The following is a 22,710-nucleotide window of genomic DNA, read 5'->3' on the forward strand; positions in this document are numbered from 1 at the left end:
AAATGATATAATTTTAATTGGGTGATGATGAATGTTATTAACTATAAAAAAGGTTAAAGAGCTGTATGATATAAGCAGAATTACATTAATAAACTGGGAAAAGGAAGGATTAATAACCCCAGTTAGAACACCAAAAGGAAGAAGAAGGTACAAAAAAGAAGATATAGAGAAGTTATTAGGCATGCTGGAAGAAAAACCAAAACCTAAAGTAGTTTTGTATGCAAGAGTGTCCACAAAGAAACAAGAAGAATATCTTAAGAATCAAATTAGAAGGCTTGAAGAATACGCTAATTCCCAAGGATGGCAGTATGAAGTCATATCCGAAATAGCAAGCGGAGTAAATGAAAATAGAAGAGGCTTATTAAAGCTTTTGAACAAGATAAAAAGAGGAGAAGTTGAAAAAGTTGTAATAGAATATCCTGATAGACTAGCGAGATTTGGCTTTGAATATCTTAAATTTTTCATGGAAAGCTTTGGGGTAGAGCTTATAGTTTTAAACGGGAAAGAAAACGAAGAAGATGCAAATAAAGAACTAGCAGAAGACTTAATAGCAATAGTAACATCTTTCGCAGCAAGAATTTACGGGCAAAGGGGCAAAAAACATGATAGTGATACAGGCTAAATTCATTTTTCTAAATCAAGAAGACAAACAAATAGTATTAAACTTAATGAGAAGATGGTCATCCTGCATGAGATTTGCATACAAGAGACTTTTAGAGGGTTATGATAGAAAAACATTAAAAAGAGACCTTCAGGGGATGTTTGACTTAAACTCAAGATATGTAGATGATGCAATAATGAAAGCAAAAAGCACACTAGAATCTGCTAGAGAATTAGGTAGGAGTCCAAGGAAAGTCATTTTTGGAGGAAGAGACTTGTTTGGAAAACTTCAAAAGCGCCATATAAATGGGAAAGAATATCAAAAGCTAAAAACAAAGTGGCAAGAGAAGAGAAAAGGAAATCTCTATTCAAGAGGAGATAAAAGCAAAAAAGGAAATCTCAACACAAGAATAGAAGTAAAAGAAAATGGTACTTTCTTAAGGATAAATGTAGGGGAAAGAAAATATGTGTATGCCAGAATAGAAGCAGGCTACAAAAAGAATAAGAGCAGAGGAGAACTCCTGCAGGAAATCGCCGAATCAAACATACCTTACTCTGTAGAATTAAAACTCAAGAATGGCAATATATACGCCTATTTTGCTATTGAAGAAGAATATCCAGAAATAAAAATAACAAAAGAGAAAGGAGTTATAGCAATAGATTTAAATGCATATCCAGACAATATATCATGGGCGGAGACAGATGAAAAAGGGAATCTAATAAGCTATGGGAATATACCAATGCCAGAGCTTGCAAGTGGCAGTAAAGACAAAAGAGAATACTTCAGATGGCAGTATGCTCATGAGATAGTAAAAATAGCAAAAGAAAAAGGAAAAGCAATTGTAATTGAGGGATTAGAAATAAAAGACAAAGGCAAAAGAGGAGACTTTTCAGGGAGAAAATCAAGGAGAATAAGGCATAGTTTTAGCTATAAATCACTTCTTTCAAAAATAAAAACACTAGCAAAAAGAGAAGGGATAGAAGTAATAGAAGTCAATCCTTCTTACACCTCAATAATAGGGATGTTAAAATATGCACCGCAGTATATGATAACAAAAGATATAGCAGCAGCCTATGTAATAGCAAGAAGAGGATTAGGCAAAGAAGAAAAAATACCGGATAATTATATAAAGTTTCTCAACGCATTGACTGTAGATGAATTAGAAGAATTAAAAGAGCATGTAAAGAAAACAGTCAGAAACAAGCAGTTGAAGAAAAAACACTTAAAAGAAATAAATAAAGCAATAGAAATTTTACAAAGCCTTGAGAGTGAGCCAGGAAGGGTACTAAAACCTCTGGATGGAACAAGTTTTAGTGCCTATGATTTCTGGCGAGTTCTCAAGGTAGCGGTGGTGACTCCACTCTCTCCTGAGAAGGTAAAAAGAGACTTCTCTGTCCTGAAGGAATTACTAATTCAGGGTAAGTGGAGAGACCCGTAAGGGCGCAAGTTCCTGCTTCTTGGGGCAGGGGCTATGGCTTTCTCAAATGCCGCCTGCTGGGGCTGGGAAAGTCTGAAGGGCGGACTACAAATACCCCAGCTATCTAAACTGTACATTTTTGTACAGTTTGGGTAACCAGGAGTACATCAGGATGAAAAATGTGACTGTTAACCTTTTGCTCATACTTATTTTTGTCCTAATAATTTTAATTTTATCTGTAGCTTATGCGAAGGAAATTACACTTCTTGTGAGCAATCCTGAGAAATTTAGAAATTGGATAAATAGCTTTGGAAGTTTGGGTGTTTTGATATTTATAAGTATACAGGTTTTTCAAGTGGTAGTGTTTGTAATACCGGGAGAAGTGGTGCAAGTCGCAGGTGGATACCTTTATGGTACGATTTTAGGGACTTTGTACTCTGTAATAGGCATTACACTAGGCTCTCTTATTTGCTTTTCAATTGCTAGGATTTTGGGATATGATTTTGTGAAAAACATTGTGTCGGAGGAGAAACTTAAAAAATTTGACTATATTATAAACAACCCTAAAGGAGAAATAGTTTTGTTTTTGTTATTTTTCCTTCCAGGAATGCCAAAGGATGCTCTTTCTTACATCGCTGGCATTACTCCTGTTAAGTTTTACAATTTCTTTATAATAACTCTTTTTGCAAGGCTGCCGGGCATATTCTTTTCTGCCTATATAGGGTCAAATTTGGGAAGTAAAAATTATCTTATGGCTGGCTTAGTGGCCATTGTAGCGCTAGTATTGTTTTTGGCAGGAGTGTATAAAAGAGATGTGATTATTGAGAAATTGAGAAGGATATGAGATAAGGATTTCATAAATAGATTTTCTTGTGGTATAATTGTTATTGTATTACAAAAACAGGGGGGAATTATATGTACCTTTTAAAAGGCGGAAGAGTTTACACAATGACTGGGAAGGTTTATGAGAAGGGAGATGTGCTTATAGATGGTGATAAAATTGTTGATGTAGGGGAAGACCTAATAGCTCCGCTCGATGCGGAAGTGATAGATGTTACAGGGCTTACCGTGATGCCAGGACTCATCGATGCTCACACTCATTTGGGCATGTGGGAAAACGCAGTCGGCTTTGAAGGGGCAGATGGAAATGAAGCAACAGACCCTGTAACACCTCAATTAAGAGCAATTGACGGGGTAAATCCGATGGATAAGTATTTTGAGGAAGCCTATCAGGCGGGGGTTACAACTGTTGCAACAGGTCCCGGAAGCGCAAATGTAATTGGAGGTCAGTTTGCTGTCATAAAGACTTATGGCAAAAGGATAGACGACATGATTGTGAAAGAGCCGGCAGCCATAAAAGTTGCCTTTGGAGAAAATCCCAAGGTTACGTATAATGAACAGCACAAAATGCCCACCACAAGAATGGCTGTGGCTGCATTGCTCAGGCAGGCTCTTGTGAGGGCACAGGAATACATGGAGAAGATGGAAAAAGAGGATGAAGACAAAAAACCCGAAAGGGACTTAGGCCTTGAGGCTTTGGTGAAAGTTTTAAAGAGGGAAATTCCGCTAAAAGCTCATGCCCATAGAGCAGATGATATTTTTACTGCTTTGAGAATTGCAAAAGAGTTTAATATCGATATAACGCTTGACCACTGCACTGATGGGCATTTGATTGTAGATGAATTAGTGAAGGAAAATGCAAAGGTAATTGTGGGACCTTCTCTTTCAGAGAGGTCAAAAGTTGAGCTTGTGAATTTAAGCTTCAAGACGGCAGGGGTTCTGTCTAAAGCCGGCCTTCTTGTCGCTATAATGACAGACCATCCTGTAATTCCTATAAACTATCTGACGCTTTGCGCGGCTTTAGCTGTCAAAGATGGAATGGATGAAATGGAAGCTTTAAAGGCTATAACCATAAATCCTGCTAAAATACTCGGCATTGACGACAGGGTAGGGTCAATTGAAAAGGGCAAAGATGCTGATATTGTGGTCTTTGATGGGCATCCCCTTGAAGTTAAAACTAAAACCAAGTACGTCTTTATAAATGGAAAGCTGGTACATAAAGCCTGAATAAAAAGGGTGGCATTTTATTGAAATGTCACCCTTTTTATTACAAATTTATTCTTAAAAAAATTTTTTTATTCATGAACTTTGCCGAATATTTATTTTTATTCAGCTGTTTTCTGAAATTTTGCCGTTTTTTCTACCTTTAGTATGCAGTTTGAATAATTATTTAAACCTTCAGATTATTTTTATACAAAACGTTTACACTAATTTATCGGGTTAAATTGCAAAAGTCCAGTTAATGCTTTATACTATATGCTGAGGAAAGATGTAGAGGGGGTAGCGAGGTTGCAGTTACAGGTCAATTCAGAAGTTGGGAAATTGAAAGCAGTGCTTCTCCACAGGCCCGGTAAAGAATTAGAAAGACTTACTCCAGAGTTTTTGAATGAGCTTTTATTTGACGACATCCCATGGCTTAAAAGGATACAGGAAGAGCATGACAGATTTGCAGAGACCTTAAAGGAAAATGGAGTTACTGTATACTACCTGGAAGAGTTGCTTGAAGAAGTGTTAGAGGATGATGGAATAAAAGAGTTTTTTATATACGACCTTGTCTCTTACATGAATACCTCTCTGGAGATTAAGAAAACAATTACAAACTTTTTGAGAGAAAAAAGTCCAAAAGAGCTGGTACACTATGCTATCGCCGGGCTTTTGAGAAAAGAGCTTTCTGAAATAAAGCCTCAAACTCTGGTAGACTATGTGTACGAAGATTCTCCTTTTTTCATTCCTCCTCTGCCCAACTGCTATTTTATGAGGGACCCTGCAGCAGTTATAGGGGATGGGATAGTGGTAAGCAGCATGAAGACAAATGCTAGAAAAAGGGAGGCAATGCTTGTAAAGTACGTCTTCAAATATTCCAAGGAGTTCAGGGGAAATCAGAATCAAATGCTGTACGATTACAGGGCAGATTATCCAATTGAAGGGGGAGACATACTAGTTTTAAACAAAAAAGTTGTGGCAATTGGCATAAGTGAGAGGACATCTCCTCACGCTGTGGAAGAAGTTTCATCCTTTCTTTTAGAGAGAGGAGAGGTTGAAAAAATTATTGCCGTTGAAATACCTAAGAAGAGAACTTTTATGCATTTGGATACAGTTTTTACGATGGTGGATGTGGACAAATTCTTAATATACCCGAGCATAAAGGAAAAATTAAAAGTGTACACAATAACTAGAGGAGAAAATGGGAAAATAAAGGTTAAAGCAGAAGAAAATTTTGTAAAAGTTCTGGAGAATTCTTTGGGGCTTGATAAAGTGACTCTAATAGAGAGCGGGGGAGGTGATGAAATAACAGGGGCGAGAGAACAGTGGAATGACAGTACTAATACATTGGCTATTGCTCCAGGGGTTGTGATGGCTTATAACAGGAATGAAATAACTAACACGACTTTGAGAGAGCACGGTATAAAAGTGGTGGAAATAGAGGGTTCTGAGCTTGTCAGAGGGCGGGGAGGCCCAGATGCATGTCTATGCCTCTTTTAAGAGAGGAAATCTAAAAAAGCTTGACTAAAGGATTGAGGATAAGATAAAATATTTTAAGGCAAATTTACAAAAGGAGGATGGCTATGGCATTCAATTTAAAGGGTAGAAGTCTTCTTACTTTAAAAGAGTACACTCCACAGGAGATAAGGTATCTTTTGGACATTGCGAAACAGGTAAAGGCGGAGAGAAAGGCTGGAATAGTGCATCAGAGGTTTGTAGGTAAGACTATTGCTTTGATATTTGAAAAAAGGTCAACGAGAACTCGTTGTGCTTTTGAGACTGCCTTTGGAGAAGAAGGAGGGCATCCGGTATTTCTGTCTACAGATGACATACAGTTAGGGGCAAAAGAGTCAATTGAGGACACCGCAAGAGTTTTAGGCAGAATGTTTGATGCGATAGAGTTCAGAGGTTTCAAGCAGGAGACAGTGGAGATCCTAGCTAAGTATGCCGGGGTCCCTGTATACAATGGTTTGACTGATGAGTATCATCCAACTCAGGTGTTAGCCGATTTGATGACAATAGAAGAGGAATTTGGCAGTTTAAAGGGAAGAAAACTTGTATTTGTAGGAGACGGAAGAAACAATATGGCTAATACTCTGGCTATAGGTTGTGCAAAAATGGGCATGCACTATGTGATAAATTCACCAAAGGAGCTCTGGCCTTCGGAGTCCTTTATAAAGGAAATTAAAGATATGGCCGCAGAAAATGGAGGAACTTTCGAACTCACAAGTGTACCTGGAGAAGGTCTTGAAGGAGCAGATGCCATCTATACTGACGTGTGGGCTTCAATGGGAGAAGAAGCAAAGGCAGAGGAAAGGGAAAGGCTTTTAAGGCCATATCAGGTGAATGAAGAAATGATGAAAAAGACAGGAAGAGATGACACGATATTCTTGCATTGCTTACCGGCGGTAAAAGGGCAGGAAGTCACTTTTGAGGTTATAGAAGGCAAGCAATCAAGAGTTTGGGACCAAGCAGAGAATAGAAAACACACCATTAAGGCTGTTCTGATTGCTACTTTGCTTTAATTTAAACTTAGGGGAGAAAGGTATGAGAGAGAGAGTTGTTGTGGCTTTAGGAGGCAACGCCCTGCAGGATGTGAACACCCCTCCTACTGCAGAGGCGCAGATGGAAGTCGTGAGGAGGACAGCTGGGTATCTTGCTGATATTATTGAAAGAGGATATTCCATAGTTATAACCCATGGAAATGGGCCTCAGGTGGGCAACATAGTGATACAGAATGAAGTGGCATCGAAGATTGTACCTGCAATGCCTTTTGATGTGTGTGGCGCAGAAAGCCAGGGAATGATAGGCTATATGATACAGCAGGCTTTGGGAGAAGTGTTGAAGGAGAGAAATATAAAAAAAGAAGTTGCTACTGTAATAACTCAGGTGGTAGTTGATAAAAACGATCCTGCATTTAAAAAGCCTACTAAGCCGATTGGGCCTTTTTACACAAAAGAAGAAGCAGAAATACTCATGAGAGAAAAAGGCTATGAGATGGTGGAAGATAGTGGAAGGGGCTATAGGAGAGTTGTTCCTTCCCCTGACCCTAAAGAAATAGTGGAAATTAACACGATAAAATTGCTAGAGAAAAATGGCGTAATAGTTATAACAGTGGGAGGAGGAGGAATTCCGGTTATTAGAGAGAATGGCAAATTAAAAGGAGTTGCAGCAGTAATTGACAAAGATTTGGCTTCTGAAAAATTGGCAGAGGATATAGATGCAGATGTGCTCTTGATTTTAACAGCTGTAGAAAAAGTTGCAATAAATTACAACAAGCCAAATCAAAAGTTTTTGGACAGGATGACAGTTGAAGAGGCTATAAAGTACATGGAAGAGGGACATTTTGCTCCTGGCAGCATGTATCCCAAAGTAAAGGCTGCAGTTAGATTCGCAAAGTCAAAAGTGGGAAGGCGCGCAATAATAACTTCTCTGGATAAAGCCGTAGAGGCTTTAGAAGGCAAAGCAGGGACTGTGATAACCCTGTAGAAAAAATTTTGTAAAACTATTGACAAACAAATAGAAAGGTGAGAAAATAAAAATAACCAATTGAATATTTGATTGAAAGTAAAATCTTCGGGGCAGGGTGGAATTCCCGACCGGCAGTGAAAGCCTGCGAGCCGCATATGCGGTTGACTCGGTGAAATTCCGAGGCCGACGGTAAAAGTCCGGATGGGAGAAGATTTACTTTTTTGTGCCTATTTGTGTAAATTATTTGTAAAAAACCCCTGAAGATTTGTCTTCAGGGGTTTTTTAATAGAAAAAGCAAAAGTTGGAGGTGTATTTATGGAAAAAGTTAAAACACAAGCTTTAGTAAAGGTAGGTTTTCTTTCAGCTACAGCTTTTATCTTGATGTACTTAGAATTTCAGGTGCCGCTATTTCCGGGGTTTTTGAAGCTTGACTTGAGCGATATACCTGCACTGGTAGCTTCTTTTGCGATTGGACCTTTGTATGGGGTGATGGTGGAGCTTATAAAAAACATACTGCACGCAACAATTACTCAATCAGGAGGTATTGGAGAAATAGCCAACTTTACAGTGGGAGCTATTTTTGTGGCAACTGCCGGTTTAATATATCACCTCAATAAAACTCGCAAAACTGCTTTAATAGCGATGGCTGTTGCGACCTTGGTGATGTCAGTTTCTGCTTCTTTACTCAATTATTACGTGTTTTTGCCCTTGTACCAGAAGGTCATGGGATTTCCTATGGATGCCATAATAGGGATGGGTAAGATGGCGAATAAAAGGATTGTGGATTTAAAGACTTTGATAGCTTATGGGATTTTTCCGTTTAACCTTTTAAAAGGCTTTGTCATTTCTGCGATTACATTTTTGATTTACAAAAAGATTTCTCCACTTTTTAAAGCTTAGTTTAACCCTCTTCCATGAGGGTTTTTATTTTTTATGAAGTTAGTATATAATAAAGTTATAAGCTGTATGAGGTGACAGGGCAGATGAAAAAATACATCTCAAAGAGCATGGAAGATACCAAAAATTTAGGGGAAAAGCTTGGGAAATTGTTAAAAAAAGGAGATATAGTGCTTCTCTATGGAGATTTGGGCAGCGGGAAGACGGTTTTTGCAAAGGGGATTGGGAAGGGATTAGGTATTGAAGGTGAAGTGACAAGTCCTACCTTTACTTTGGTCAATGAATACCATGGAAGAGAGAAATTTTATCATTTTGACCTTTACAGGATTGACGATTACGCTGAGCTTTACGAGATAGGATATGAAGAATATTTTTATAATGAAGCGGTGTGCGCAGTTGAGTGGCCAGAAAGGCTGGGGCCTCTTATTCCAAAGGAGAGGCTAGAAGTGCTCATTGAAAAAGGTGAAGAGGAGGATTTGAGAATTATAACTTTAAACGCTTTTGGGAAAAGATATGAAGAACTGCTAAAGGAGATGGATTGATGAAGGTTTTGGCAATTGAGTCTTCTTCCAGGACGGCTGGAGTGGCATTGGTGGATGATAACGGGATAGTTGGCGAGTATTCAATAAACTACCTTAAGCATTCTGTAATTTTGATGCCAATGATAGATGAACTTTTAAAAAGGTGCGGTGTTTCAATAAGAGACATCACTCATATAGCTGTCTCTGAAGGACCAGGATCTTTTACAGGTTTAAGAATTGGAGCAGCAACAGCAAAGGGATTGGCTCATGCACTTAACATCCCTGTGGTAGGAGTGTCTTCTCTTCTGTCTTTAGCATACAATGTTAGTGAGTTTGATGGATTGATTTGCCCAATACTGGATGCTTTAAATGGGCAGGTATACGGAATGCTGGTTAGGGGAAAAGATTTTGAGGTGATTGAAAAGCAAGATGTCTATTCCATAGAAGAGATTTCTAAGATTGTTGAGAATTATTCCGATAAAGTTTTATTTGTGGGAGAAGGAGTAAACGTCTATAAGGATAGTATCTATGAAATATTGGGAGATAGAGTTTTATTTGCTAAGGATAAAGACAACATGGCAAGGGCTTCTTCTTTAGGAGAGATCGCTGTCTTAAAGATAAAGAAAAACGAAATAATAAACTTTTTCGATTTTAAGCCTGTTTATATAAGGAAGTCTGCTGCGGAGATTCGATTTGGGGGCGAGGGGAGTTAATTGATGGAAGTTATTATAAGGCCGATGACAGAAGATGATATAGATGAAGTGATGGAGATAGAGAAGTTGAGTTTTACTACACCATGGTCTAGAGAAGCTTTTGTGGGAGAGGTTACAAAGAACAGCTGTGCAAGGTATATAGTGGCAGAGGTTGATAAAAAAGTTGTGGGATACGCTGGCTTTTGGGTGGTGCTGGATGAAGGGCATATAACAAACATAGCGGTTCATCCAGAGTACAGAGGTAAAGGAATAGGAAGCAGATTAATGGAAGGGTTGATTGACCTTGCTAAGAAAAACGGTATTACCTCTATGACGCTTGAAGTTAGAGAGTCTAACTTAGTTGCCCAAAACCTCTATAAAAAGTTCGGCTTTAAAGTTTTAGGCAGAAGGGAAGGATATTATCAGGATAACAATGAAGATGCTATAGTGATGTGGAAATACGATTTGTAGTGGTGGTGGAAATGGCGAAAGACATTGTAATTTTAGGAATAGAGACTTCCTGCGATGAAACGGCTGCGGGGGTTGTGAAAAACGGAAAAGAAGTGCTTTCAAATGTCATATACTCTCAAATAAATGTGCACAAAAAGTACGGCGGTGTGGTGCCTGAAATTGCATCAAGAAAGCACATTGAAGCGATTTCATTTGTGGTAGAAGAAGCGCTCAATGAGGCGAAGCTAAGTCTTGATGAAGTGGATGCAATAGCCGCTACATACGGGCCAGGGCTTGTAGGCCCTCTTTTAGTTGGTTTATCTTACGGTAAAGCTTTAGCCTATGCTAAAGGGAAACCTTTCATCGGAGTTAATCACATTGACGGGCACATTGCGGCAAATTATATAGGTGGTAATTTAACGCCGCCTTTTGTTTGTCTTGTAGCATCTGGTGGACACAGCCATATAGTTTATGTGAAGGACTATGGGGAATATGAGGTAATGGGGAAAACTTTGGATGATGCAGCTGGAGAAGCTTTTGATAAGGTGGCTAGGGCGTTGGGATTGGGATATCCCGGAGGTCCGGCTATTGAAAAAGCTGCAAAGCTTGGGAATATGGAGGCGATCGAGTTTCCAAAGTCTTTTATGGAAGAAGGAAATTTTGATTTCAGTTTTAGCGGGGTAAAGACTGCTGTTTTGAATTACCTCAACAGGCAGAAGCAAAAGGGAGAAGAAGTAAATATTTATGACGTTGCCGCCAGCTTCCAGAGAAATATAGTGGAGGTTTTGGTGAAAAAATTGGTGGAGGCAGCGAGGTTTAAAAATGTCAGCAAAGTTTCCATAGCAGGAGGTGTTGCTTCTAACGGCTTCTTAAGGCAAAAATTAGAAGAGGATGCGAAAAAGTTTGGGCTTTCTGTCTATTATCCTGAAAAAATTTATTGCACAGACAACGGTGCAATGATAGCTGCAGCTGCCTATTACGATTTTGTAAAAGGAAAATTTTCAGGGATGGATTTAAATGCCATTCCATATCTCAAAATTGGGGAAAGTGATTGTTAGAATTGGGGAAAACTGTCGATAAAACAGAAATTTTGAGTTTTTCTGTTTGTGGATAACTCTGTGGATATTGTGCTTAACTATATTTCATTTCATTTACTGGAATGAAATGAGAAAAAAATTTATTAAAAATAAATAGAGGGGGAATTTGAAATGAAGAATATTTTGCTTTTTACGAAGGTGAAAGAGGATTATATTGAGGAGATTAGGAGGGTGATGGAAGGGTATAGAGTAGTTCCTGCGGAAGAAGTGAAAGAGGAAGACTACAAAGATGCCGAGATAATCATTAGCTTTGATTTTGAGTTTAGAGAAGAGGCAGTAGACAAAGCACCAAACCTCAAATGGATTCACCTTTTAAGCGCTGGAGCTGATACATTGCCTTTTGAGAAGCTGAGAGAAAAAGGAGTCGTCGTGACAAATTCGAGAGATGTACATAAATACCAAATTTCTCAGCAGGTATTAGGTTACATGCTCATGTTTGAGAGGAGTTTGCACGTATTTTTGAGGAATCAACTTAAAAAAGTATGGGATAGGTCAGTGAGAGTATCAGAATTGACAGGGAAAATAGCTCTCATCATAGGAGTTGGCAGCATAGGGGAAGAGATTGCAAGGCTTTTAAAAGAGTTTGGAATGAAAATATATGGGGTACGCAGTTCAGGTAGACCCTCTCCTTATGTAGAGAAGATGTATACTTCTATTGGTGAATGTGACATCCTTTCAGAGGCTGACTATGTCATATCAATACTCCCCCTTACCAAGGAGACGTATCACTTGATAGGGAAAAATGTCTTTGAAAGGATGAAAAAAGAAGCTATTTTTATAAATGTCGGAAGGGGCAAGGTGGTAAAAGAAGAAGAGCTTATTGAAGCATTGCAGAAAGGCACTATAGGTGGAGCAGCTCTTGATGTTTTTGAAGAAGAGCCTTTGAGTGAAAAAAGCCCTTTGTGGGAGATGGAAAATGTGATAATCACTCCTCACACTGCAGGGGTGACTCCTCACTATATGAAGAGGGCAATGGAGATATTAAGGTACAACTTAAAAGCATATAAAGAAGGAAAGCCTCTTAAAAATATTGTGGACCTTCACAAGGGGTATTAAGCGGGTTTTACCCGCTTAATTTTTCCCATTCCCTGTACATTTCTTCTAGTTTTTCTTTTAGGGCAGTGTATTCTTTCTGTATTTCTACAATTTCTCCCGTTTTATAAATTTCTACATTGCACATTTTTTCTTCCAGTTCTTTTAATCTGTCTTCTGCCTGATAGATTGAATTTTCAAGGTTTTTGAGGTATTCTCTCTGTTCTTTTAGTTTAAGCCTTAAAAGCCTTTCTTTTTGACGTTCATTTTTTATTTGTGTTTTTGTCTTTTTGGGTGGTTCCTCTTGTTGTACTTCTAATTGCTGCTTCTTTGCTATATAGTAACTGTAATTGCCAAGGTACACTTCTACCCCTTCAGCACTTAGTATCATTACTTTTGTTGCGATTTTATCTATAAAATATCTGTCATGGGATACGAATAACACTGTTCCCGAATAACCCAGTAAAGATTCTTCTAGGACTTCTTTTGCTTTTAAGTCCAAGTGGTTTGTAGGTTCATCCAGCAACAGAAAATTAGCTTTTGATAAGAGGAGTTTAAGAAGAGCAAGTCTTGCTTTTTCTCCGCCGCTTAAAGAGGCCACAGTTTTGAAAACTTCTTCATCTTTGAAGAGAAAAGATGCGAGTAAAGTTCTTACCTCTGTCTGTGTGAGATATGGGTTTTCATCCCATATTTCATCCAGCACCGTTTTTTCTGGGTTTAAACTCTTAAATTCCTGCTCATAATAGCCTGTCACTACGTTTGTTCCAAATTTTATTTCTCCTTCAAATTCTTTAATTTCACCTGCTATAATTCTTAAAAGAGAGGTCTTTCCTGCTCCGTTTGGACCTAGAAGAGCAATTTTTTCTCCTTTTTTCACATCAAAAGAGACATTCGAAAAAACAGGCCTGTCAAATTTCAAAGAGAGATTTTTAACAGTTAACACATCGTTTCCGCTCTCTATATCGAAATTGAACTTCAGCTTTATAGAATTTTTATTCAAAAAAGGCTTTTCTATTATTTCCATTTTTTCTAAGAGTTTTTCCTTACTCTGGGCCATTTTTACTGATTTTTCTGTTCTTCTGTTTCTTTGAGTTTCTATTATTGATTTGATTCGCTTTATCTCTTTTTGCTGCTCTTCATAAGCTTTTAATTTCGCTTGTACCTCTTCTTTTTTCTTTTTTAAATATTCTGTGTAATTGCCTTCGTACACTTTTAAGTGATGATTTTCAATTTCGAATATTTTGTTTACTACTTTGTCTAAAAAGTACCTATCGTGAGATATTATGAGCAGAGTGCCAGAATAAAATTTTAGGTATTGTTCAAGCCACTCTAAAGACCTTATGTCCAGATGATTGGTAGGTTCGTCTAAAAGTAGTACATCTGGATTGAGAAGAAGTATTTTGGCAAGCATCAAACGGGTCTTTTGTCCCCCGCTTAAATTTGATACAGGTGTATCAAATTGGGACATATCAAACCCCAGTCCATTTAACACTCCTCTTACCTTGCTTTCTACAGAATAACCCTCCAGTTCATTGTATTTGTCCATTAAAAAAGAGTATTCTTCAAAAAGTTTCTCAAGCAAATTATGGTCTTTAGTATTAGATATCTTTTCTTCTAAAGCTTTGATTTTATTTTCCAACTGAAATATTTCTGCAAAAACAGATTTTACTTCTTCATATATGCTCTTTTCTGAGTCAATCAAAGTGTTTTGCTTCAAATATCCAATTTTATTGGCAGAGACAAAAATACTTCCACTGTCAGGTTCAAGCGTGCCTGCTAGTATGTTAAATAAAGTGGATTTTCCAGCCCCATTTTCTCCAATTACTCCTATTTTGTCGCCTTCGTTGACTATAAAAGAAATATTTTGTAGAATTATATCGACACCGTAACTTTTTGTGAGGTTATTTACAGTTATTACTGCCATGGTTAAGACCTCCTGTTCGTCATATTAAATATACCAAAAAAATTTGTTTTGCGAAAGTGTGAAAGGCTAACTTTTTTTCAAAATTTGTCGATAAAGAATAATGAGCTCATTTTTGAGATGGAAGGTGATGAAATTGGACATTGCGACAATAGTGGGTATTATAATTGGTGTAGGGTCTTTAGTCTATGCTTTTACTCTTGAAGGCGGAACAATTGGTTCTTTGTTAGGAGTTTCTGCAGCCTTGATAGTGTTTGGGGGTACTATTGGAGCTACTATAACTTCATATTCTTTAGAGGATATAAAAAAGGTTCCCGCGCTTTTGGTGAAAGCCTTTAAAGATGAAAAGGAAAATTACATGGAGATAATAAAATATTTTACCTATCTTGCGCAAAAAGCTAGAAGTGAAGGGCTTTTGAGCCTTGAATCTGAGATAGAGTCTGAAGAGATAAATAAGTTTGATCCTATTTTGAAAGAATGCCTTGAGCTGGTGGTAGACGGTTCTGACATGGAGCTTATTAAGACCACGATGGAAAATAAGATTTATATGGAAGACATGCAGGCCAAAAAAGAGGCAGGCATTTTTGAGGCGGCGGGCGGTTACGCGCCTACCATGGGAATTATAGGTACAGTTATGGGACTTGTTCACGTTTTGAGCAGCATAAGTGAGCCAGAAAAACTGGGGCCTGCAATAGCCATGGCTTTTATTGCTACGCTGTACGGCGTTAGCTCTGCCAACCTTTTCTGGCTTCCAATTGCCCAGAAATTAAAAAACAAGGCAAAGATAAAAACTACGGAGAGAGAGCTTATATTAGAAGGCAGCCTTTCACTGCAGGCGGGTGAAAACCCGAGAATCCTTGAGAGAAAGCTTTTGACTTTCATCACTAACGATAAGAGAGGCACAATAACAGAGAAAGGCAGAGTGGAGTTAAATGAGGAGATTGGAAGATGAATCCAAACCGAATCATGAGAGATGGCTTCTCACTTATTCTGATATGATAACTTTGCTTCTCATATTTTTTATAGTCATGTACACCATGAGCACGTTAAACGCGGCTAAATTTGCACAGCTTGCCGGTTCTTTGAGCAAGACTTTTACAGGTACAAATTATATACTAGGAAAGTACAGCGGCAAAAGCGTAGTTCCGGGCAATGCGGAAAATAAGGACAATCTTGGGGAAGTGCAGGCTCAGCTTCAGGCTTTTATAAAAGAGAGCAATCTCCAGGGAATGGTATCCACCTATAGGGATGAAAGAGGACTTGTAGTGAGCTTGCAGGACACGTTGCTTTTTGACCTCGGTTCTGCAGATGTCCATCCCGAGGAAAAAGAAGTATTAATAAAAATAGGAAAAATGTTGAAAAATTTGCCTAACTATATAAGAGTGGAAGGGTTTACTGATGACCTTCCTATACACAACCAAAAATTTGACTCTAACTGGGAGCTTTCTGTGATAAGAGCCACTACTGTAGTGAAAATATTGGTAAACGAAGTTGGAATAGAGCCCCAGAGAATTTCTGCGGTAGGATATGGGGAATACCGACCTATCGTTCCTAATGATTCGGAAGAGCACAGGAGGTTAAACAGGAGAGTAGACATTGTGATAATGAATACCGAATACAATAAATGGGAGCCAAAGACCCAGTAGTTATAAATTTTTTATAACGGCCATAAAAAATTTTAATAATTCCTCATATTCTACTATGTTTTTGTTTCATTGACAAGAAATTTACAATGTTGTATAATTTCAAATACATAGTAGAATGAGGTGAGGACAGTGAGCAAAAAAACTATAGTATCTATGGCCGTTATAAGAAGGCTCCCAAGATATCACAGGTGCTTAGAGGAACTTTTAAAAAATGATATAAAGAGGATTTCTTCAAAAGAGCTCAGCGAGAGAATGGGCGTTACTGCTTCTCAAATAAGGCAGGACCTCAATAATTTCGGAGGTTTTGGCCAGCAAGGATATGGCTATAATGTTGAGGAGCTTTACAATAATCTGACCAAAATTTTAGGCCTTGACAAAACCTATAACACTATCATAATAGGCGCTGGCAATTTAGGACAAGCGATTGCCAATTATACTCGATTTGAGAAGTCTGGATTCAATTTAAAAGGCATATTTGACATAAACCCAAGGCTGTTTGGATTGAAGATAAGAGATGTAGAGGTAATGGATGTAGAAAAAGTGGAAGAATTCATAGCTAACAACCACATAGATATAGCAATACTGTGTATTCCCAAAGACAATGCCCAGTACACTGCTGACAGATTAGTAAAAGCTGGGATTAAGGCTATATGGAATTTTTCACCAATAGATTTAAAAGTGCCCGACGATGTAATTTTAGAGAATGTCCACTTGAGCGACAGTCTTTTTACCATATCTTACAGATTGAATGAAGAAGAGCTATTTAAAAAGCTTAAAGGGGAAACAGTGAAAGTAGATGGATGAAATGTCCATCTACTTTTTATTTTGGCATGATTTTTGCATAAAATATTAAAAGCGAAAACTCAAAAGGAGGGTGACTTTGGTGGAATATAAAAACATAGAAGTGAAAATTGAAAAGGGGATTGCCACAATCACAATTAACAGGCCAAAGGCTTTAAATGCATTAAACACAGAGACTCTTGAAGAATTAGAAAATGTTTTAGAAGTTTTGCAAAATGACGATGGGGTAAAAGTTATAGTTATAACTGGTGCAGGAGAAAAGGCATTTGTGGCAGGAGCAGATATTTCTGAAATGAAGGACATGAGCGTATTTGAGGCGAAAAAGTTTGCTGAGTTAGGTCAGAAGGTATTTAGAAAGATTGAACTTGTGAAGAAGCCAGTCATTGCTGCTGTGAATGGATACGCTCTTGGAGGAGGATGTGAACTTGCTTTGGCTTGCGATATAAGGATTGCAAGTCGTAATGCAAAATTTGGTCAGCCAGAAGTAGGACTTGGAATTATACCGGGATTTGGTGGTACGCAGAGGCTACCTCGAATTGTAGGTGTTTCAAAAGCGAAAGAACTCATATACACTGGAGATATGATAGATGCAGAGGAGGCTTTGAGAATAGGCCTTATTTCAAAAGTAGTAGAACAAGATAAACTTTTAGAGGAAGCTTATGGTATTGCAAAAAAGATAATGTCAAAAGGGCTTGTGGCAGTATCACTGGCTAAAGAAGCTATAAACAAAAGCCTCGAAGTTGATATCGATTCAGGCATGGAATATGAGGCCAATGCTTTTGCCATGTGTTTTGGTACACAGGATCAAAAAGAGGGCATGGCAGCTTTTTTAGAGAAGAGAGCTCCTAAATTTGAAGGAAGATGAGGGGAATGCCCCTCACTGTACCCTAGAATGTTAAAAAAATATCAAAAAGGAGGAGTGTATATGGATTTTTCTTTTACCAGAGAACAAGAGATGGTGAGAAAAGTAGTGAGGGAATTTGCAGAGAAGGAGATTATGCCACGCGCAAAAGAAATTGATAGAACAGGGGAGTTTCCATGGGATAACGTTAAAAAAATGGCGAATGCCGATATGATGGGGATTCCCTATCCAAAGGAATATGGAGGAGCAGGAGGAGATTACATAAGTTACATCATCACTGTTGAAGAAATATCTCGCGCTTGTGCAGCTACAGGGGTGATACTTTCTGCCCATACATCACTAGCATGTTTTCCTATTTTCCAGTGGGGAACAAAAGAGCAAAAAGAAAAATACCTTGTACCACTTGCAAGAGGGGAGAAATTAGGGGCTTTTGCTTTGACAGAGCCTAACGCTGGAACTGATGCAGCAGGCATTCAAACAACTGCTACGTTAGAAGGGGACCATTATGTATTAAACGGCTGTAAAATCTTCATTACCAATGGTGGTGTGGCGGATGTATATATAGTTTTTGCTAAGACAGATAAATCTCAAGGAGCTAAAGGGATAAGTGCCTTTATTGTAGAAAAAGGCTTTCCGGGTTTTTCTATAGGTAAAATAGAAGAGAAGATGGGGATAAGGGGTTCAAGGGCGGCAGAACTGGTTTTTGAAGACTGTATAGTGCCAAAAGAAAATTTGCTCGGCAAAGAAGGGGAAGGATTTAAGATAGCTATGGTGACTTTAGATGGTGGGAGAATAGGCATTGGTGCTCAAGCTCTAGGAATTGCTCAGGCAGCTTTGGATGAAGTTATAAAATATGTAAAGGAAAGGCAACAGTTTGGAAGGCCTATAGGGAAATTTCAAGGGTTGCAGTGGTATATTGCCGAGATGGCAACAAAGGTGAGTGCAGCCAGACATCTTGTCTATTATGCTGCCTGGAGAAAGGAAAACAACTTAAGTTACAGCATGGAAGCCGCAATGGCAAAACTTTTTGCCTCAGAGACGGCTATGGAGGTTACTACTAAAGCGGTGCAAATTTTTGGCGGCTACGGCTATACAAAAGATTATCCTGTAGAAAGGCTTATGAGGGATGCAAAGATTACGGAAATATATGAAGGTACATCAGAAGTTCAGAAAATGGTCATTGCTTCAAATATTTTAAAGATGTAAGGAGGGAACTATCATGAACATTATTGTTTGCATAAAGCAGGTGCCTGACACAAGTGAAGTGAAGATAGACCCTGTCACAAAGACTCTCATAAGAGAAGGAGTGCCAAGTATAATAAATCCGGAGGATAAAAATGCTTTGGAAGAAGCTATAAGAATCAGAGAAAAGTATGGAGGGAAGGTTACAGTCATCACTATGGGGCCACAACAGGCAGAAGAAGCTTTAAGAGAAGCCCTTGCGATGGGAGCCGATGAGGCTTATCTCCTTTCTGATAAGGCATTTGCAGGTGCCGATACTTGTGCAACTGCCAAAACTTTGGCAACGATGATTAAAAAACTGGAGTATGATTTAGTATTTTGTGGAAGACAGGCTATAGATGGCGACACAGCTCAAGTGGGACCGCAGCTGGCTGAACAGCTTGGTATTCCTCAAGTGACATACGTTAAAGAGATAAAAGTTGAAGGGGATTCCCTTATTGTCAAAAGGACACTTGAAGATGGCTACGAAGTGATAAAAGTTAAGATGCCTGTGCTTCTCACGGCAACTAAGGAACTTAACACTCCAAGATATCCTTCAATAAAGGGAATATTTGAAGCCTATAGAGAAAAAGAAGTAAAAATTGTAACTGCTTCAGAATTGGGAATTGACCCTCAGGAAGTGGGACTTAAGGGTTCGCCGACTAGAGTTATAGCCACTACAACCCCTGAGACAGAGAGAGCAGGAGAGATTTTTACAGGCAATGTAAAAGAATGTGTACAAAACCTCGTTCAGAGATTAGTTGAAAAACATCTTATATGAAGGAGGCTGGAAAAATGAGCGAATATAAAGATATATGGGTGTTTGTTGAGCAAAGAGAACAGAAACTCATGAATGTTTCTTTAGAGATATTGGGAGAGGCTCGAAGACTTGCAGATAAAAAAGGTGTAAAGGCTTGTGCTGTTTTGGTAGGATATGAAGTAAAAGGGCTGGCAGAGGAATTGATAAAATACGGTGCTGATGTAGTGTATGTCATAGATCATCCTCTTCTTAAAAACTACACCACGGATGCCTACACAAAAGTCATATGTGACCTTGCGAATAGCTTAAAGCCAGAGGTTATTTTATACGGCGCTACCTATATAGGAAGGGATTTGGCACCGAGAATTGCAGCGAGAATGCGCACAGGACTTACGGCAGACTGTACAGCACTTGATATAGATGAAAATGGCCTTCTTTTGCAGATAAGGCCTGCATTTGGCGGAAATTTAATCGCTACAATAATTTGTCCCGAAAGAAGGCCCCAAATGGCAACAATAAGGCCTGGCGTTATGAAGAAAGCTTTGATGGATGAAGGGCGCAGGGGAGAAGTAATTGAAATAAAACCAGTGATAGAAGAAAAAGATATAAGGACAGAGATTATCAGTATAATAAAAGAGGCAAGGCAAAAGGTAAATTTAGAAGAAGCAGATATTATTGTATCTGGAGGAAGGGGAGTAGGGGGACCGGAAGGATTTAAATTGATTGAAGAGCTGGCGGAAGTGCTGGGAGGGGTTGTAGGTGCTTCCCGCGCTGCGGTGGAGGCGGGGTGGATTTCTTCTGACCATCAGGTAGGGCAGACAGGGAAAACTGTAAGGCCCAAGCTTTACATAGCCTGTGGAATTAGCGGAGCTATACAGCATATTGCAGGAATGGGTGGTGCAAAGACCATAGTTGCTATAAATAAAAATCCCGATGCTCCCATCTTTAAGATAGCCGATTACGGCATAGTCGGAGATTTATTTAAGGTAATACCGGCCCTGATAGAAGAAATAAAAGAGGCCAAGAAAAAGGCGATGGCATAAAATTTGCATGTAATAAAGTAGTAGTGACTTATGTATGTTTATCAAGAAGGGCGGCTGACCTTTTGGCAGCTGACTCTTTTACAATAAATTTCTAGGAGGGAAATGCAAAATGCAAAAAATATTTGTAGTTGGTGCAGGAACAATGGGATCGGGAATTGCACAGGTATTTGCAGAAAATGGTTTTGAAGTTGTAGTAAGGGATATAGATATGAAATTTGTAGAAAGAGCTTTAGGAGTTATTGAAAGTAACCTTAAAAGAAATGTAGAAAAAGGGAAAATTACAGAAGAAAAGAAAAACGAGGTGTTAAGTAGAATAAGAGGCACTGTTGATATTGACGAAGCTAGGGAAGCTGATTTTGTCATTGAAGCGGCTGTAGAAAATATGGAGATAAAAAAAGAAATTTTTAGAGAGCTTGATAACGTATGCAGAAAAGAGGTAATACTTGCCACAAACACTTCTTCTCTTTCAATAACAGAAATAGCAAGTAGCACTCAAAGGCCTGAAAAAGTAATAGGCATGCACTTTTTTAATCCCGTACCTGTGATGAAATTGGTGGAAGTGATAAGAGGGATGAAGACCTCTGATGAGACATTCAATACGGTAAAAGAACTGGCTCAAAAGCTTGGGAAAACCCCAGTTGAAGTCAATGAAGCCCCTGGTTTCGTGGTAAACAGGATTTTGATTCCCATGATAAACGAAGCTATAGGAGTTTTGGCAGATGGAGTAGCTTCTGCAGAGGATATTGATGAAGCCATGAAATTGGGGGCAAACCATCCAATAGGACCCCTTGCCCTTTCTGACCTTATAGGGAATGATGTAGTTCTTGCAATAATGGAAGTATTATATCAAGAATTTGGAGATCCTAAATACAGGCCTCATCCACTTTTAAAGAAAATGGTGAGAGCGGGCTTTTTAGGTAGAAAAACTGGTAAAGGATTTTTTGAATATAAATAAAAATTAAAAAGGGGGATTTATATGAGAGAAGCTGTAATCGTGAGTGCAGTGAGAACTGCAATAGGAAAGTTTGGAGGAAGCCTGGCTGGAATTCCAGTAGTGGACTTAGGAGCAATTGTTATAAAAGAGGCATTAAAAAGAGCAAAAGTAGCTCCAGAACAGGTAGATGAAGTATTCATGGGCATTATATTACAGGCGGGCTTAGGTCAAAATCCTGCGAGGCAGTCTGCTGTAAAAGCGGGAATTCCTGTGGAGGTACCTGCTACAACGATAAACATGGTATGTGGTTCAGGACTTAGAACTGTGGCTATGGCAGCTCAAGCTGTTATGCTAGGGGATGCTGATATAGTTGTGGCGGGCGGTATGGAAAGCATGTCAAGAGCTCCGTATTTACTGAGAGATGCCCGCTGGGGTTACAGGATGAACATGCCTTCTGGAGAGCTTGTTGATGAGATGGTCTATGACGGGCTGTGGGATGTTTTCAATCAGTACCACATGGGCATAACAGCAGAGAACATTGCAGAAAGGTACAAAATTTCAAGGCAGGAACAGGATGAATTTGCGCTAAGAAGTCAAAACTTAGCTGAGGCTGCCATAAAAGCGGGAAAATTTGAAGAAGAGATTGTTCCTGTGCCCATTCCTCAGAAGAAAGGAGATCCAATTGAATTTAAGGTAGATGAGCATCCTAGATTTGGAACTACTATGGAGGACCTGGCGAAATTAAAACCTGCCTTCAAGCCGGATGGAACAGTCACAGCAGGAAATGCTTCTGGAATAAATGATGGAGCGGCTGCAGTAGTAGTTATGTCAAGAGATAAGGCAAAAGAGCTGGGCGTAACTCCTCTTGCGACTATAAAATCTTATGCCTACGCTGGCGTTGACCCGGCTGTAATGGGTCTAGGTCCAATTTACTCAACAAGAAAAGCTCTTGACAAGGCAGGCTTGAAGATAGAGGACATTGACCTTATAGAAGCCAATGAAGCTTTTGCAGCTCAAGCAATAGCAGTAGCTAGAGAGCTTAACTTTGATATGGAGAAAGTGAATGTAAACGGAGGTGCAATAGCTCTAGGTCATCCGATTGGGGCAAGTGGAGCGAGAATTTTAGTGACTCTTCTTCACGAAATGAAAAGAAGAGGTTCCCGTTTAGGTCTTGCTACACTTTGCATAGGCGGTGGCATGGGTATATCAATGATTGTGGAGATGTAAAATGGAAAAAACAAGTCAATAACCCTCGGCTGTGCCGGGGGTTATTGACTTTTTATAACGATTACGTGTATAAT

General features: G+C 38.9%; 22 protein-coding genes, 1 pseudogene and 1 riboswitch. Of the genes and pseudogenes, 22 read left to right on the plus strand and 1 reads right to left on the minus strand.

Annotated elements, in window-relative coordinates; genetic code table 11:
• The first annotated feature begins 31 nt into the window (after nucleotides 1–31).
• From TTE_RS02510 to TTE_RS02570, 13 genes and pseudogenes are all read left to right on the plus strand, one after another.
• Complete coding sequence (locus tag TTE_RS02510; protein WP_011024953.1) at nucleotides 32–622, plus strand: IS607 family transposase; 591 nt, start codon at nucleotides 32–34, stop codon at nucleotides 620–622.
• Entirely contained in the window at nucleotides 603–2,039 is a 1,437-nt protein-coding gene (locus tag TTE_RS02515; protein ID WP_011024954.1) for an IS200/IS605 family accessory protein TnpB-related protein, read from the plus strand. The genes TTE_RS02510 and TTE_RS02515 overlap by 20 nt, the downstream gene beginning before the upstream one ends.
• 151 nt (nucleotides 2,040–2,190) lie before the next feature.
• A complete protein-coding gene (locus TTE_RS02520) occupies nucleotides 2,191–2,862 on the plus strand; it encodes a TVP38/TMEM64 family protein (protein ID WP_011024955.1) in 672 nt (223 codons plus the stop codon).
• 71 nt (nucleotides 2,863–2,933) lie between these two features.
• Nucleotides 2,934–4,085 (plus strand): amidohydrolase, encoded by a 1,152-nt coding sequence (locus TTE_RS02525; RefSeq protein WP_011024956.1) that lies wholly within the window; start codon nucleotides 2,934–2,936, stop codon nucleotides 4,083–4,085.
• Between the two features lie 249 nt (nucleotides 4,086–4,334).
• Nucleotides 4,335–5,575, plus strand: a pseudogene (gene arcA, locus TTE_RS02530) (arginine deiminase).
• A 69-nt stretch (nucleotides 5,576–5,644) separates the two neighbouring features.
• Entirely contained in the window at nucleotides 5,645–6,586 is a 942-nt protein-coding gene (gene argF / locus TTE_RS02535) for an ornithine carbamoyltransferase (RefSeq protein WP_011024958.1), read from the plus strand.
• Between the two features lie 22 nt (nucleotides 6,587–6,608).
• Entirely contained in the window at nucleotides 6,609–7,550 is a 942-nt protein-coding gene (gene arcC, locus TTE_RS02540; RefSeq protein ID WP_011024959.1) for a carbamate kinase, read from the plus strand.
• Between the two features lie 79 nt (nucleotides 7,551–7,629).
• A riboswitch (FMN riboswitch) is annotated at nucleotides 7,630–7,749 on the plus strand.
• Between the two features lie 98 nt (nucleotides 7,750–7,847).
• Entirely contained in the window at nucleotides 7,848–8,432 is a 585-nt protein-coding gene (locus TTE_RS02545; RefSeq protein ID WP_011024960.1) for an ECF transporter S component, read from the plus strand.
• Nucleotides 8,433–8,515: 83 nt separating this feature from the next.
• A complete protein-coding gene (tsaE, locus tag TTE_RS02550; protein WP_011024961.1) occupies nucleotides 8,516–8,971 on the plus strand; it encodes a tRNA (adenosine(37)-N6)-threonylcarbamoyltransferase complex ATPase subunit type 1 TsaE in 456 nt (151 codons plus the stop codon).
• A complete protein-coding gene (gene tsaB, locus TTE_RS02555) occupies nucleotides 8,971–9,663 on the plus strand; it encodes a tRNA (adenosine(37)-N6)-threonylcarbamoyltransferase complex dimerization subunit type 1 TsaB (protein WP_009611185.1) in 693 nt (230 codons plus the stop codon). The genes tsaE and tsaB overlap by 1 nt, the downstream gene beginning before the upstream one ends.
• A gap of 3 nt (nucleotides 9,664–9,666) precedes the next feature.
• Entirely contained in the window at nucleotides 9,667–10,113 is a 447-nt protein-coding gene (gene rimI / locus TTE_RS02560) for a ribosomal protein S18-alanine N-acetyltransferase (RefSeq protein WP_041587105.1), read from the plus strand.
• A gap of 11 nt (nucleotides 10,114–10,124) precedes the next feature.
• Nucleotides 10,125–11,150, plus strand: a complete 1,026-nt coding sequence (gene tsaD / locus TTE_RS02565; protein WP_011024963.1) for a tRNA (adenosine(37)-N6)-threonylcarbamoyltransferase complex transferase subunit TsaD — start codon at nucleotides 10,125–10,127, stop codon at nucleotides 11,148–11,150.
• A gap of 150 nt (nucleotides 11,151–11,300) precedes the next feature.
• Nucleotides 11,301–12,245, plus strand: a complete 945-nt coding sequence (locus TTE_RS02570; protein ID WP_009611181.1) for a D-2-hydroxyacid dehydrogenase — start codon at nucleotides 11,301–11,303, stop codon at nucleotides 12,243–12,245.
• A gap of 7 nt (nucleotides 12,246–12,252) precedes the next feature.
• Here TTE_RS02570 and abc-f read toward each other — a convergent pair whose 3' ends face one another.
• A complete protein-coding gene (abc-f, locus tag TTE_RS02575; RefSeq protein ID WP_011024964.1) occupies nucleotides 12,253–14,145 on the minus strand; it encodes a ribosomal protection-like ABC-F family protein in 1,893 nt (630 codons plus the stop codon).
• A gap of 127 nt (nucleotides 14,146–14,272) precedes the next feature.
• Here abc-f and TTE_RS02580 point away from each other — a divergent pair, with 127 nt between their 5' ends.
• From TTE_RS02580 to TTE_RS02620, 9 genes are all read left to right on the plus strand, one after another.
• Complete coding sequence (locus TTE_RS02580; RefSeq protein ID WP_011024965.1) at nucleotides 14,273–15,094, plus strand: flagellar motor protein; 822 nt, start codon at nucleotides 14,273–14,275, stop codon at nucleotides 15,092–15,094.
• Entirely contained in the window at nucleotides 15,075–15,788 is a 714-nt protein-coding gene (locus tag TTE_RS02585; RefSeq protein ID WP_009611186.1) for an OmpA/MotB family protein, read from the plus strand. The genes TTE_RS02580 and TTE_RS02585 overlap by 20 nt, the downstream gene beginning before the upstream one ends.
• 129 nt (nucleotides 15,789–15,917) lie before the next feature.
• A complete protein-coding gene (locus tag TTE_RS02590) occupies nucleotides 15,918–16,592 on the plus strand; it encodes a redox-sensing transcriptional repressor Rex (RefSeq protein ID WP_011024966.1) in 675 nt (224 codons plus the stop codon).
• A gap of 79 nt (nucleotides 16,593–16,671) precedes the next feature.
• Complete coding sequence (locus TTE_RS02595; RefSeq protein WP_011024967.1) at nucleotides 16,672–17,454, plus strand: short-chain-enoyl-CoA hydratase; 783 nt, start codon at nucleotides 16,672–16,674, stop codon at nucleotides 17,452–17,454.
• Nucleotides 17,455–17,514: 60 nt separating this feature from the next.
• Nucleotides 17,515–18,657: an acyl-CoA dehydrogenase gene (locus TTE_RS02600; RefSeq protein ID WP_011024968.1), complete on the plus strand. Its 1,143-nt coding sequence runs from the start codon at nucleotides 17,515–17,517 to the stop codon at nucleotides 18,655–18,657.
• Nucleotides 18,658–18,670: 13 nt separating this feature from the next.
• The gene (locus tag TTE_RS02605) at nucleotides 18,671–19,453 is read left to right on the plus strand and encodes an electron transfer flavoprotein subunit beta/FixA family protein (protein WP_011024969.1); all 783 of its coding nucleotides are present in this window, start codon (nucleotides 18,671–18,673) and stop codon (nucleotides 19,451–19,453) included.
• 14 nt (nucleotides 19,454–19,467) lie between these two features.
• Nucleotides 19,468–20,475: an electron transfer flavoprotein subunit alpha/FixB family protein gene (locus TTE_RS02610; protein ID WP_011024970.1), complete on the plus strand. Its 1,008-nt coding sequence runs from the start codon at nucleotides 19,468–19,470 to the stop codon at nucleotides 20,473–20,475.
• 109 nt (nucleotides 20,476–20,584) lie between these two features.
• Nucleotides 20,585–21,430: a 3-hydroxybutyryl-CoA dehydrogenase gene (locus TTE_RS02615; RefSeq protein ID WP_011024971.1), complete on the plus strand. Its 846-nt coding sequence runs from the start codon at nucleotides 20,585–20,587 to the stop codon at nucleotides 21,428–21,430.
• Nucleotides 21,431–21,451: 21 nt separating this feature from the next.
• The gene (locus tag TTE_RS02620; RefSeq protein WP_011024972.1) at nucleotides 21,452–22,636 is read left to right on the plus strand and encodes an acetyl-CoA C-acetyltransferase; all 1,185 of its coding nucleotides are present in this window, start codon (nucleotides 21,452–21,454) and stop codon (nucleotides 22,634–22,636) included.
• Nucleotides 22,637–22,710: the final 74 nt, after the last annotated feature.

This window comes from Caldanaerobacter subterraneus subsp. tengcongensis MB4 (assembly GCF_000007085.1).
In the GTDB taxonomy this organism is placed as follows: Bacteria; Bacillota; Thermoanaerobacteria; order Thermoanaerobacterales; family Thermoanaerobacteraceae; genus Thermoanaerobacter; species Thermoanaerobacter subterraneus.